The 13251-nt window shown below is 72.5% G+C and carries 11 protein-coding genes; 4 read left to right on the top strand and 7 right to left on the bottom strand.

What is annotated here, in order from left to right:
- Positions 1–105: 105 nt before the first annotated feature.
- Together OG385_RS14725 and OG385_RS14720 are read right to left on the bottom strand one after the other, a co-directional pair.
- A complete protein-coding gene (locus OG385_RS14725; protein WP_266855123.1) occupies positions 106–408 on the bottom strand; it encodes a barstar family protein in 303 nt (100 codons plus the stop codon).
- Positions 409–535: 127 nt separating this feature from the next.
- A complete protein-coding gene (locus tag OG385_RS14720; RefSeq protein WP_266855122.1) occupies positions 536–1429 on the bottom strand; it encodes a LysR family transcriptional regulator in 894 nt (297 codons plus the stop codon).
- A gap of 164 nt (positions 1430–1593) precedes the next feature.
- On the opposite strand from OG385_RS14720, the gene snpA reads away from it, so the two are divergent.
- Positions 1594–2271, top strand: coding sequence for a snapalysin (snpA, locus tag OG385_RS14715; protein ID WP_266855121.1), 678 nt, complete (start codon positions 1594–1596; stop codon positions 2269–2271).
- A gap of 243 nt (positions 2272–2514) precedes the next feature.
- On the opposite strand, the gene OG385_RS14710 is transcribed toward snpA, so the two are convergent.
- Complete coding sequence (locus tag OG385_RS14710; protein WP_266855120.1) at positions 2515–4542, bottom strand: FUSC family protein; 2028 nt, start codon at positions 4540–4542, stop codon at positions 2515–2517.
- A gap of 212 nt (positions 4543–4754) precedes the next feature.
- Here OG385_RS14710 and OG385_RS14705 point away from each other — a divergent pair, with 212 nt between their 5' ends.
- On the top strand, positions 4755–5174 hold the full coding sequence (locus OG385_RS14705) for a hypothetical protein (RefSeq protein ID WP_266855119.1): 420 nt from the start codon (positions 4755–4757) through the stop codon (positions 5172–5174).
- A 40-nt stretch (positions 5175–5214) separates the two neighbouring features.
- On the opposite strand, the gene OG385_RS14700 is transcribed toward OG385_RS14705, so the two are convergent.
- Positions 5215–6483 carry a hypothetical protein gene (locus tag OG385_RS14700; RefSeq protein WP_266855118.1) on the bottom strand — a complete coding sequence of 423 codons (1269 nt, stop codon included), beginning with the start codon at positions 6481–6483 and terminating at the stop codon, positions 5215–5217.
- A gap of 190 nt (positions 6484–6673) precedes the next feature.
- On the opposite strand from OG385_RS14700, the gene OG385_RS14695 reads away from it, so the two are divergent.
- On the top strand, positions 6674–7273 hold the full coding sequence (locus OG385_RS14695; RefSeq protein WP_266855117.1) for a GNAT family N-acetyltransferase: 600 nt from the start codon (positions 6674–6676) through the stop codon (positions 7271–7273).
- A 49-nt stretch (positions 7274–7322) separates the two neighbouring features.
- Here OG385_RS14695 and corA read toward each other — a convergent pair whose 3' ends face one another.
- Both corA and OG385_RS14685 read right to left on the bottom strand, forming a co-directional pair.
- Complete coding sequence (gene corA, locus OG385_RS14690; RefSeq protein WP_266855116.1) at positions 7323–8414, bottom strand: magnesium/cobalt transporter CorA; 1092 nt, start codon at positions 8412–8414, stop codon at positions 7323–7325.
- A gap of 83 nt (positions 8415–8497) precedes the next feature.
- Positions 8498–9355, bottom strand: coding sequence for a uracil-DNA glycosylase (locus tag OG385_RS14685; RefSeq protein WP_266855115.1), 858 nt, complete (start codon positions 9353–9355; stop codon positions 8498–8500).
- 235 nt (positions 9356–9590) lie between these two features.
- Between OG385_RS14685 and OG385_RS14680 the strand changes: the two genes are divergently transcribed.
- Entirely contained in the window at positions 9591–11705 is a 2115-nt protein-coding gene (locus OG385_RS14680) for a translation factor GTPase family protein (protein ID WP_266855114.1), read from the top strand.
- An 80-nt stretch (positions 11706–11785) separates the two neighbouring features.
- On the opposite strand, the gene OG385_RS14675 is transcribed toward OG385_RS14680, so the two are convergent.
- Positions 11786–13099: an aldehyde dehydrogenase family protein gene (locus OG385_RS14675; protein ID WP_266855113.1), complete on the bottom strand. Its 1314-nt coding sequence runs from the start codon at positions 13097–13099 to the stop codon at positions 11786–11788.
- Between the last annotated feature and the right edge of the window lie 152 nt (positions 13100–13251).

Genomic DNA, 13251 nt, shown 5'->3' with positions numbered 1-13251 from the left:
CGGGAGTCGATCCCTGGCCAGGGCGGACACGTAAGGTTAGCGACCGCCTTGGGCGATCTTGGACCGACTGGCCCCTGAAGGGCCGGTCTCAGGAGAGGGTAGGACTCACGCCGCCGTGCCGGGCTCCAGGTCGAGCCGTGCGCGGGTCGTGTCGGCGAACAGTGCCGACAGCCGTGCGCCGTCCGGCTGTCCCGGAGCGAAAAGACCGGCCGCCCTGGCCCGTACGACCAGCAGGCCGTGCGCGTCCACCGTTTCCGAGACGCCCCGCGTCTCCACCACGTCCCACCAGGCATCCAAGTTGCGGCCGAACCAGTCGGGCAGTCCGCACGGCCGGGACACCGCGTCCCAGAAGTCGTCGAGTGAGACGAGCGGCAGCGTGCGCAGATCCACGACCAGTTCGGAGCCCATGGCAGCGGATGGTACGCGGAAGGTACGACAGGTGTGCCGGGCCGACGCCACCCGGACTCCCCGGTGGCTCCACGGGGAACACGACTTCACCCTTAGTGACGGCGCGGCTCAGAAGTGACGGCGCGGCTCAGAGCAACTCCCCGTAGGCCGCCGCCAGCTCCTCGTACACGACGTCCAGCTCCGCCCCGTCCGTCCCGGGCCGCGCCGCGAGCAGCAGCCGTACGCCCAGGGGATCCCCGTGCAGGGGTCTTATCACCAGGTCGGGTCTGGGTCTGGTGGTCGGCTGGCAGACCGTGACCACCTCGCCGGACGCGACCAGGGCGAACGCCGTGAGGTAATCGCCGTGCAGCACCCGGGGATTGAGGCCCGCCTCGCGCAGCATCCGGCGCATCCCGTCCCATTCGCCGTCCACGGTCGGGTCGACCATCCACTGGTCCGTCGCCAGGTCGGCCAGCTTCACCACCGGGTCGGCGGCCGCCGGATGGTCCACCGCCAGCGTCACGGACTGCGGTTCGCGCTCGACCAGGACGCGGATCTCCAGGCCGTCCGGTACGCGCAGCGGACACCCCTCGACCTCGTGCACGAACGCCACGTCCAGCTGGCCCGAGGCCACCAGACGCAGCAGCGCGTTGGCCGACACGTCCATGTGGAGCGAGGTCTCGGTGTCCGGCAGCCGGGTGCGCAGCCGGCGCAGCCAGCCGGGGATGGCGCGGCTCGCCGTCGCACCGATCCGCAGCCGGGGCCCGGCCGCACGCGCGGCGGCGGCCTTCGCCTCGGTGACCAGCGAGCGCATCTCGTCGATCAGCGGCCTCGCCCGGCTGAGCACGGTGCGCCCCAGCGGGGTGGGCCGACAGCCCGTGCGCGCACGGGAGAAGAGCTGCCCGCCCAGTGAGTTCTCGATCCGGCGGAGCTGCGTGGTGAGCGAGGGCTGGCTCATGCCGAGCTCACGCGCCGCCCGGTGCAGGCTGCCGGTGTCCGCTATGGCGCACAGTGCGCGGAGATGCCGCACTTCAAGGTCCATGGAACCCGAGAGTAGGGGTGCGCCCGGGGCGGCACCAGACCATCAAACCCCCACCGATAGCACCAAGTTATCGCCAGTTGCCATCATCCCGGCGGGGCGCCCGCACAGCACACTCTCCGGTACCACCCGTTCACCCCCACACCGGACGAGTAGGAGCCCCCCACATGAAGCACCGTAATACCGCGTTGTCCGCGATCCTCGGCCTCGGCATCGCCGCCGCCCTCGGTACCGTGTCCCCCGTCCAGGCGGCCACCTCCACGCAGGCCCCCGTACCGCACACGGCCCAGCTCGGCGCCCAGCACTACGCGAGTGCGAAGCAGGAGGCGGGCAACAAGGCCTTCTTCGACGCCGTCATGAAGTCGGTCGCGAAGAAGCAGGCGGCCCACCCCGGGCTGAAGTCCGTCACCATCACCTACGACGCCTCGGCCGCGCCCAGTTACCAGAGCCAGATAGCGGCCAGCGCCCAGATATGGAACGCCGCGGAGACCAACGTCCAGCTCCAGTCGGGATCGTCCGGCGCCGACTTCTCCTACCGCGAGGGCGACGACCCGCAGGGTTCGTACGCCTCGACGGACGGACACGGCAGCGGCTTCATCTTCCTGGACCACGCGCAGACCCAGGAGTACGACTCCATCCGCGTCACCGCCCACGAGACCGGCCATGTGCTCGGCCTTCCCGACGACTACAGCGGCCCGTGCAGCGAGCTGATGTCGGGCGGCGGCCCCGGCCCGTCCTGCACCAACCGGCAGCCGGACGCGCAGGAGCGCGCCCAGGTCGACTCGCTGTGGGCGAACGGCTTCGCCAAGGCCCTGGCCAAGGTGAACGCGGCGCGCAAGTCCTGACAGCAGCCAGGATCCGGCTGACAGCGGCCACTGTCCGACTGACAGCAGCCAGGATCTGATCCGACACCTAGGCCCTGACGCCACCTCCCCGGCGTCGGCCCCCCACCCCCGCACCCGGCGTCGTTGACGATGTCGGGTGCGGGTGACCTGCCGGGGTGGAACAAGCCGGGCCGGGCCACGCCCGGCCCGGCTCCGCCATGTCCGGGCCGGGGCCTGAAGCGATGCTGCCCGTGTCCCCCCGGTTCAGCGCTGCGGTGAGGCGATCTCCCGTGCCGCGGCGACCTCCTGGCGCAGCGGGGCGAGGACGCCTTCGTCGTCGCCCTCGATCCGGGTCGGTACCTCCACCAGGGTCGCGCTGGACCGCAGCCCCTGCGCCAGCTCCCGCAACTGCTTGGTCACCTCGCCGACTTCCTCCGGAGCGGGCGTCCGGGCGCCGTGGTCGACGCGTACCCGCGCGGCTGTCGTCGCGTCCACGATCCGTTCCGCCGCGACGACCAGCGGCCACCAGGCGGCGGCCCGCGTGCCGGTCGGCGGCGGTTCGGTCAGGGCCCGCTGGAACTCCGTCCGCACGACCGACAGATCGCGGTAGATCCGCCGCCGCAGCCGCGCCCGGTCGCCGTGATCGCCCGGTGCGGCCGGTGTCCCGGTGGCTTCGCCCGCAGGCCCCGGCCTGCTTCCCCCGCCGAAGGCGCACTCGACATAGCGCGCGCTCTCCTCGACGGCGATGGCCAGCCGGTCGCCGATCCGGCTGTGCCAGCTCTCCGGCCAGAGCAGATAGCCCGCGACCAGGGTGATCCCGCAGCCGATCAGGCTGTCGAGCAGCCGGGGCAGCACCAGATGGAACCCCAGGTGGTTGAGCTGGTCGGAGATCAGCAGGATCACCGGGGTGATGGCCGCGGTCTGGAAGGCGTACCCCTTGGCGGAGACCGCCGGGATCAGCGCCGCGAGGACCACCATCACCGGGACGTCCCACCAGCCGCGCGGTACGACCCCCAGGACCAGAGCGGCGGTGAGCACCCCCACCGCGGTGCCGAGGGCGCGCAGGACCGCGCGGGAGAAGACCGAGCCGAAGTCCGGCTTGAGTACGAAGGTGACGGTGAGCGCGACCCAGTACGAACGGGGGACGCTCACCACCGACACCAGCACCTGCGCGAGGCCGATGCAGAGCGCGAGCCGCAGGCCGTAGCGCCAGGAGGTGGGCGAGAGCAGGACGGTGACGGCGGCCCGGCGGGCCCGGACACCGAGTGCGGCGGGGCGGCCGAGCCGGTCGTCCGCGCCGTAGTGGTCCGGATGGTCGGAGTCCGCGTGGTTGACGACGGCGGCCGCGTGCCGCAGCGCCGCGTTCATGGCGTGGTCGGCGGGCCCCTCGGGCCCGGGGAGCTCCAGGTCGGGCACCGCACCCGACCGGCCCGTGGCGACCACATCGGCCAAGTCCCGGACAGCGGCGGCGATTTCCGGGCGGCGCGAGGCGCGGCCGTGCAGATGGGCCGCTGCGGCCGCCTCGATCAGCGGGACGAGCACATTGAGCTGGGCGAGCAGCCGCACCATCGATGCGCTGCGGCCGTGGTAGTGGGCGCGCCGGGCGAGGATCAGGTCGTACGAGGCGTTGAGCGAGGCGGTCACGGCCTGGCGTCTGATGTCGTACGCGGTCGTGCCCGCGGCCGCGAGCAGCTCGGCGGCCGCACGGTAGGTCGCGGCGACCGCGGTCCGTTCCGGGGTCCGCGCCCGCAGCGGCCAGCCGAGCAGGGCGAGCATCAGCACGAAGAGCCCGCCGAGCGAGAGCAGCAGCGGAGCCTTCCACCAGGGCCCCGGCATCGGGAGGCCCGCGCCGACCACGGAGTTGAGCAGGAGCAGCAGCCCCGAGACGGACGCCACCGCGCCGATCGTGGAGATCATCCCGGAGACCAGCGCGACCAGCGTGAGGACGGCCACCGCGATCCAGCCGTCGCCGTACACGAGGGTGCCGAGCATGACGCCGATCGCGCCGAAACACTGCGGCACGGCGATGTTGAGGATCCGCATCCGGTACGCGTCGGCGGTGTCGCCGATGACGCCCGAGAGCGCCCCCATGGCGACCAGCGCCCCGTACCCGGGCTGTCCGACGGCGAGGCCGACGGCCAGCGGCGCGGCCAGGGCGATGCTCGCGCGGACCACGGCGGCCCAGGGGATCGGCGCCGACTGCGGGCGCAGCCCCCGGATCAGCCACTCCGGTGGCGAGATCAGCGGCTGCTTCCTCTGTGCGTCTGCGCTGCCGCCGACCGTGTCACCCATGCCAACAAAATACGGCCTGGTGTGCGGATTTCCCCCGCCGCGTACGCCTGCGCCCATGCCGGCGCCTGTGCCTGCGCCCATGCCTCTGCTCATGCCCGTGCGTGTGTCCGTGCTGATGCCGGTGCCCGGTGCGGCGTCCTGTTACGCCGTACGAGTTGCCGGGACGCGGCTTCGGGTGTGCGCTGGGAGGAGGCGAGCGGAAGGAATCTGCCATGGCCACACCCACGACACTCCGCGGACACCGGCCGGCCCACCGGCGCCCGGCGGCGCACCGGCGCCTCCCGGCAGCGGCCGTGGCGGTGCCCGTCGTCCTCGGTATCGTCTACGCCCTCTACACGGCGTTCATCCTCAGCTCCACCTCGCCCGGCCACCCCTTCAGCACCGCCAAGATCGTGCTCAGCATCGTCTCGGGCCTGGTGCTCGCCGTGCTGGCCTTCGGGTTCGGCCGCATCCAGCACGCGCTGCCGCGCGAGGCGAGGGCCGCCGGGTACGGCGTACTCATCGGCGGAGCGATGGGGTTCCTGTACTCGATGACCGGGTCGAGCGTGCTGTCGTCGTCGTTCATCGGCGCGGGGTTCGGCATCGGCGCCCTGGTCACGACGTTCTACCTCTTCTACACGCACGAGGACTGAGCCCGGCCCGTACGTCCTGGGCGTCCCCGGTCCGTACGTCCTACACCTCGGCGGGCCGGCGCGGGGTCCCGTCGTCCGCGGCCAGCTCCACCAGCGCCAGCGCGACGAGCACGGACAGGGCGATCCCCACCGCGACGCCCGCGGTGGGCCGGTCCCAGACCAGGTAGACGGCGAGCGCGACGGTCACCACCGTCGCGTTCAGCCAGGTCCTGGCGCGCAGCACCCAGAGCCCGGCGCGCCCGGTGCGCAGGCCCATGGCGTCGCGTACGGCGCCGATGGTGCCCCGCCACACCGTCCGCACCCGCACCGCGACCCGTCCGGAGCCGCCCAGCCAGGCGGCGAGCGCCAGCACGGCGCCGACGACGGCGATCATGCGCACCGCCGTTCGCAGGAAGGCCGTCAGCGCGTTGATGACAGCGGCCGCCGCGGGTTCCGGGATGTCGGCCGGCAGCCGGTCCAGATACAGGCTGCGGAAGACGGCGAGCGCCAGGCCGAGCAGCAGGGCACCGGCAGCCACCGCCAGGCCCGCGGTGACCAGGGCGCGCCGTCTGCGCACCGCGAGGAGAACGCCGCCCGCCGCCAGCAGCACGGTCACCATCGGCAGCCAGAGCCCGCCGATCCGCAGCAGCCGGAAGGCGGTGCGCGCCCGGCCGACGGCCTGCGAGTCCAGCACCGTGTACCGGGTGTGCACCGTCGGGATCTTCGACGCGATGGTCAGCCCGCTGTCCGTGAGCTGCTTCTTCGCGGCGTCCGTCACGGGCGCCAGATCGATCGTGAGCGCGCTGCCCCGGTCGCTGGTCAGGGCCTTCTCGGCGGCCGTGTGCGCGGTCCTGTTGAGCTGGGCCCAGACATCCGTGAACGCGTCGCTGTCGACGAACCCCGCGACCGCGCTGTGCACGAGCTCCTTGAGTCCGGAGGCGATCGGCTTGTTCAGCGCGCCGATGGCCAGCTCGATCTCGGCCCGCTCGGCGGGCCCGACCGACTTGAGCAGCGCGTCGACACTGACGTACTTCACGATGGCCTCCGTCGCCCGGTCGGTCACGGCGGACTGCACGGCCGGGTCGGAGGCCAGCGGCCGCATCAGCGCGACATACCGGTCGGTGTCACCCACCACGTCGCGCGTCCAGACGGCGACGGCGGAGACCGGGGTGAGGATCCCGGCGACCACGATCAGCAGGACGGCGAAGAACGACCGCACCCGGCGGCCGGGCGGGTACCTCTCCGGCGGACGCCCCTCCGGCCGTGGTCCCTCCGGCGCGGCGGGCCCGGGCCGTAGCCCGCCGAGTCCGCCCGCGCCGTCGTCCGTCACGTATCCAGGGGATGCCACCGGCCGGGAGCCCGCACTCCGGACGGCGCCATTCGGCCATTTCCGCCGCACGTCCGGTACGCCCCGCGCTACCAGGCCTGGAGCCCTCTCGTCCGGATCAGGCCGGATCCTGCACTAGCCGTTTCCTTGGTCGCCGAGCGCTGAGACGATGGCCGGAAAACGGGAGGAACACATGGCAGAGGTCTTCATGCGCCGCCTGACCAGATGGCAGGCCGAACAGCAGCGGGAGGCCGTCGCGGACACCTATGTCGAGGCATACCGGGGGCCGCGTGGGGAGGAGTTCCACGACCGTCAGCACTTCCTGGAGCGCTTCGCCGAGGACATGCAGCGCCCGGGCTTCGACATGATGGTCGCCGACGGCCCGTCGCTGGCCGGATGTGCGTACGGATACGTCCTGGAGCGCGACGGCGGCCTCTGGCAGGGCTTCCGCGGCGGACTCCCGGTGGACATCGAGGAACTGACCGCGTCGGGGCAGGTGTTCGTGCTGGCCGAGCTGATGGTGCAGCCGTCCTACCGGCGGCAGCGGATCGCCACCCGCCTCGTCGACCAGTTGCTGGTGCGTTCGCGGGCGGCGCTGATCGCGGCCCTGGTGGAACCTTCGAACGAACCGGCCAGGGGCGCGATGCGGGGATGGGGCTGGACCCGCTTCGGCGACGTGCGGCCGCGTGAGCAGCAGGACCCACTGGAGCTGCCGGAGCCGTCGCAGTTGCAGCCGGAGCACACGTACGAGGCATGGAGCCGCGCCATCGTGCACGCGGGCAGCGCGGGGTAGGGGGCGGGCGAAGGAGAGTGGGGAAGGGGATTCGAGCAGGTGAGAGACCCTAGAGCCAGCCGTTGCGGCGGAACCCCCGGTACATGATCAGGCAGGCGGCCGCGATCACCGCCATGGCCAGGGGATAGCCGTACTCCCAGTGCTTCTCCGGCATGTGGTCGAAGTTCATGCCGTACACCCCGCACACCATGGTCGGCACGGCGACTATGGACGCCCACGCGGTGATCTTCCGCATGTCCTCGTTCTGCTCGATGCCCACCTGCGCCAGATGCGCCTGGAGTATGGAGTCGAGCAGTGCGTCGTACGCGGTGGTCTGCTCCGCGATCCGGGTGAGCCGGCCCGCCACGTCGCGGAAGTACGTCCTGATGTCCTGGGTCATCAGCGGCAGCGGCTGCCGGGTGAGCAGCTTCTCCAGCGGGCGGCAGAGCGGGACCACCGCCCGCCTGAACTCCATCAGCTCCCGCTTGAGCACGTAGATCCGCCCGGCGTCACCGCTCGCGGCCTGCTGCGAGAAGACCGTGGACTCGACGGCGTCGATGTCGTCCTGCACGGCGTCGGCGACACAGGCGTACTGCTCGACGACGCGGTCGGCGATGGCGTGCAGCACGGCGGCCGGGCCCTTGGCGAGCTGACCGGGGTCCGCCTCCAGGGCCTCGCGCAGCGGGCCGAGCGAGCCGTGCCGGCCGCGCCTGACGGTGAGGACGAAGTCGGCGCCCGTGAAGACGACCAGCTCTCCGGTGTCGACGATCTCGCTGGTGGTGGTCAGCTCCTGGTGCTCGACGTAACCGACGGTCTTGAGCACGGTGAAGAGTGTGTCGCCATAGGTGTCGATCTTCGGGCGCGGATGCGGGCGCAGCGCGTCCTCGATGGCGAGCCGGTGCAGCCCGAACAGTTCCCCGAGCGTGGCGAGTTCCGTCTGCTCCGGCTCGTGCAGCCCGATCCAGACGAAGCCGCTGCCCTCCGCTCTGACCCGGCGCAGTGCCTCGTCCGCCGGGCAGTCGCCCGGCTGCCGGACACCGTCGCGGTAGACCACGCAGTTCACGACCGCGCTGCCGAGCGGGGAGCGGGCGGGGTGGCTGAGATCGACCGTGGGGTGGTGGGGACGCCGCACGGCACGGCTCAGGGTGCGGAACATCGGCATGGGGGCTGCTCCTTCGGCGGACCGCGGGCCAGTGTGCCACCGCCGGTCCGCGCAGCTGAGGGCCGGTACCGCTCAGGGAAGAGCTACAACCCTGCTGCGGCGGCCGCCTCGCGGAACACCGCCTCCAGCATCGGCCGCGTCAGCAGCCCGGTGTTCACATTGCGCCGGCTCGGGTGGTAGCAGCCGAAGAGCCGCAGCTCGTCGCGGCCGACCGTACCGGCGAGCACCACCTGCGCGCCGTGGCCGAACACCGGCCGCGGCCGGGGCAGCCGCCAGCCCGCATCGGCGAGTACGGGCAGCAGGGCCTGCCAGCCGAAGCCGCCGAGCACCACCACCGCGCGCAGCCCGGGGCGCAGCAGCGCCAGCTCCGCGGCCAGCCAGGGCCGGCAGGTGTCGCGCTCCTCGGTGGTGGGCTTGTTCTGCGGCGGCGCACAGTGTACCGGGGCGGCCATCCGTACTCCGCGCAGGGTGAGCCCGTCGTCGGCGGCGGTGGCGGTCGGCTGCGATGCGAGGCCGACGGCGTGCAGCCCCGCGACCAGGAAGTCGCCCGCCGGGTCGCCGGTGAACATCCGCCCGGTCCGGTTCCCGCCGTGCGCCGCGGGTGCCAGCCCCACCACGGCCAGCGCGGCATCGGCGGGGCCGAAGCCGGGAACGGGCCGCCCCCAGTACTCCTGGTCCCGGTACGCGGCCCGCTTCTCCACGGCCACCTGCTCCCGCCAGGTCACCAGCCGGGGACAGGCGCGGCAGTCGACCACCTGGGCGTCCAGCGCGCCGAGTGTGGCGCAGCCGGGCGCCCGGCGGGCAGGGAAGGACCGGTCGTCGGCCCCCGGCTGCGGCTCTGAAGCCCTGGACTGCGACGGTTTCCCGGGCTGCGACGGCTTCCTGGACTCGGACGACGCCCTGGGCTGCGACGACGCGCTGGACTCCGGTGACTCGGCCATCCGGCCACGGTACGGGGCGGACGCACAACGCTCCCGGCGGCGCGGAAAACCTGTCGCCCGGCCGGGACGCGCGCCGATACCCTCGCGAAGCCCCAATCAACGGGCCCGGAAGCAACGGGCCCGGAAGAGTTCAGAGCAGCTCAGAGAAATCAGCGAAAGAGGAAGAGGAAGACGATGCGGCAGTTCCACGGATTCATCAGGCCGTCCCTCTCTTCCACCCCCACTGAGGACCTCTGTGCACGACGCCATCCTGAATCCCGGAACGACCCTGAACCTGGGCGTGCTCGCCCACATCGACGCCGGTAAGACCAGCCTCACCGAACGGCTGCTGCTCGACAACGGCGCCATCTCCGAACTCGGCAGCGTCGACGCCGGCAGTACGCAGACCGACACCGGCGAGATCGAGCGCGAGCGTGGCATCACCATCCGTTCGGCGGTGGCGCCCTTCGCCGTCAGAGGCGCCGGTGGGATGCAGATCAACCTGGTGGACACCCCGGGCCACCCCGACTTCATCGCCGAGGTCGAGCGGGCGCTGTCCGTGCTCGACGGCGCGGTTCTCGTGCTGTCCGCCGTCGAAGGCGTACAGGCGCAGACCCGTGTCCTGCTGAGGTCGCTGCGCCGGCTGCGGCTGCCGACGCTGCTCTTCGTCAACAAGATCGACCGCACGGGTGCGCGCTCCGACAGCCTGCTGGCCGACATCCGTGCCCGGCTCACCCCGGACATCCTCGCCATGAGTGCGGTACGGGACGCGGGAACGGCAGCCGCCCGTACGGCCGTACTGCCCCTGGAACAGCCCGGGTTCCGCAGGGCGGCCGCCGAGGCGCTGGCCGAACACGACGACGCCCTGCTGGCCCGGCTGGTGGCGGGCGAGCTGCCGCAGGCCGACGACGTACGCGCCCGGCTGACCCGGCAGTGCGGGGCCGGGCTGCTGCACCCGGTCTTCTTCGGCTCGGCCCTGACCGGCGAGGGCATCGCCGCACTCACGGACGGCATCACCACGCTGCTGCGCCCGCAGCGGACCACCCCGGAGGCCCCCGCAGCCGCCCCGCGCGGCACGGTCTTCGCCGTCGAGCGCACGGGCGCAGGCGAGAAGGTCGCCTACCTCAGGCTGTTCTCGGGAGAGGTACGCGAACGGCAGCGCATCACCTACTGGCAGCGTGAACCCGGCGGGAAACAGACCGAGTTCAGCGGCCGGATCACCGGACTCGACGTCGTAACCGCCCCCGTCGTGTCCGTCCCGGGCGTCCCCGGCGTCCCTGGCGTCCCCGGCGTCCCCGGTGCCCCTCGTGCGCACGGCGCCGCGGGCGGGAAGCCCGGCCGGCGGCTGACGGCGGGCAGCATCGGCCGGGTGCGCGGTCTGCCCGGCATCCGGGTCGGGGACAGGGTGGGCGCGCCCGGTGACCGGCCGGAGCAGTACCACTTCTCGCCGCCGAGCCTGGAGACGGTCGTACGGGCGGGTGGCCCCGGGCAGGAGGCGCGGCTGCACGCGGCCCTGCTGGCGCTGGCGGACGAGGACCCGCTGATCCGTACCCGGGCTGCGGGCGGCGGCGCGACCTCTGTGCTGCTCTACGGGGCGGTGCAGCAGGAGGTGCTCGCGGCGCGGCTGGAGCGGGACTTCGGCCTGGAGGTGGTGTTCGAGCCGGTCCGCCCGGTGTACTTCGAGCGGCCGGCCGGCCGGGGTGAGGCGGTCACCGAGATCGACCCGCACGGCGCCAACGACTTCCTGGCGACGGTGGGCCTGCGCGTCGAACCGGCCCCGCGCGGCGCCGGTGTCATCTTCGCGCGCGAGACCGAGTGGGGTGTGCTGCCCCGCGCCTTCCACCGCGCCATCGAGGAGTCCGCGCTGCGGACCCTGCAACAGGGCCTGTACGGCTGGGAGGTGACCGACTGCACGGTCACGCTCACCCGGACCGGTTATGTGGCGCCGCTCACCGTCGCCGCGCACTTCCGGCAGCTCACGCCGCTGGTCCTGATGCGGGCGCTGAAACGCGCGGGCAGCCGGGTCTTCGAGCCGTGCCAGACGCTGGAGGCGGAGATTCCGGGGGACACGCTCAACGCTGTCGTCGGCTGTCTCGTCCCGCTCGGGGCCGAGGTCACGGGCTCCACCGAGGCCGGCCCGTCCTGGCTGGTCACGGCGGAACTGCCGGTCAGGCGGGTGCAGGAGTTCCAGAGGGCGCTGCCGGGACTGACCCGCGGGGAGGGAGCGGTGTGGTCCCGCCCGGGGCAGGACCGACCGGTACGCGGCCCGGTGCCGAACCGGCCGCGCACCGACGGAAATCCCCTGAACCGGGAGGAGTACATGAGGTTCCTCGCCGACCGCAGCCTCGCCGACCGCGGCCTCGCCGACTGAGGTACGGGCCGGGGGCCGGGGGCGGGGGCGTACAGGGACGGCACCGTACGCCCCCGCCTTCCTCCCCCGGCCGCCGCGCCTCAGCCGAGCGGCTTGTCCAGGACCGCCTTGCGGTGGCTGAACGTCTCCAGCGAGTACCGGCCGTGGTAGCGGCCCATCCCGCTCTCCCCCACCCCGCCGAACGGCAGCTCGGGCACGGTGAGATGGGCCACCGGCAGGCCGAAGCCGAGGCCGCCCGACGAGGTCTCCGTGGTGAGCCGGTCGCGGGTCAGCACCGAGTCCGTGAACGCGTACAGCGCCAGCGGCTTGTCCCGGTCGTTGATGAACGTGATGGCCTCGTCGAGCCCGTCGACCTCCACGATGGGCAGGATCGGGCCGAAGATCTCCTCGCCCATGACCGGTGACTCCGGCAGGACTTCGGCGAGCACGGTGGGCGCGAGGTAGCGCTGCGCACGGTCGCTGTCGCCGCCGACCACGACCCGGCCCGAGCCGAGCAGACCGGTCAGCCGGTCGAAGTGGCGTTCGTTGATGATCCTGCCGTAGTCGTCGGATGTGGCCGGGTCGGCGCCGAACAGCTCCCGTACGGCCGAGGTCAGCGCGGGCTCCAGCTCGCGGGCGGTCGCGGGGTCGGTGAGGACGTAGTCCGGGGCGACGCAGGTCTGGCCCGCGTTGAGGAACTTGGTCGACGCGAGCCGGGCGGCCACCGCCGCGAGGTCCGTGCCCCGGTCGACGAACGCCGGTGACTTGCCGCCCAGTTCCAGGGAGACCGGCGTCAGATGCTCGGCGGCGGCCCGCATCACGATGCGGCCCACGGCGCCGTTGCCGGTGTAGAAGATGTGGTCGAAGTGCTCGGCGAGCAGGGCGGTGGTCTCCGGCACGGCGCCCTCGACCACGGTCACCGCGTCGCGGTCGAGATAGCGCGGCAGCAGCTCGGCGACCGCCCGCGAGGTGGCGGGGGCCACCTCACTGGGCTTGGCGACGACGCAGTTGCCCGCGGCGAGCGCCCCGGCGACCGGGGCGAGGAGCAGCTGAAGCGGGTAGTTCCACGGGGCGATCACCAGGACGACGCCCAGCGGATCCAGCACGGTCCAGGCGCTTGCCGTACCGAGGTGCTCCGGTACGTCGACGGGCTCGGGCCGCAGCCAGCCCTCCAGCCGCTCCAGGGTGTGGTCGATCTCGCGCACGGTGAAGTCGATCTCCGTACGGAACGCTTCACGCTCGCTCTTGCCCAGGTCGGCGTGGAGCGCGGCGGCCAGCTCCTGGCGGTGTCCGGTCAGCATCGCCCGCAGGCCGTGCAGCTGTTCGGTGCGCCAGGACAGGGTCTTGGTCCGGCCGGTACGGAAGGTGGCACGCAGCCTGGCGACGGCTTCGGCGGGCTTCTCGGTGGGCTGCACGGATGCTCCTCGGTTGGGTTCGGAAGGCCGTTCAAGTATTTGCATGTCCCCAAAGGAGGGCGGCCTCCCGGTTCCCGTTCGGACCGGAATGCACGCCTCGGGCAACGGTTCCTCATTCGTTCGGGTACGCGTTGTGGCATTCGGTCGCAGCG

Origin of the sequence: Streptomyces sp. NBC_01306, from assembly GCF_026340465.1 — a bacterium.
GTDB lineage: Bacteria > Actinomycetota > Actinomycetes > Streptomycetales > Streptomycetaceae > Streptomyces.
Note: the sequence above shows the minus strand (reverse complement) of the source record. Positions and strands in the feature narration are given on the sequence as shown.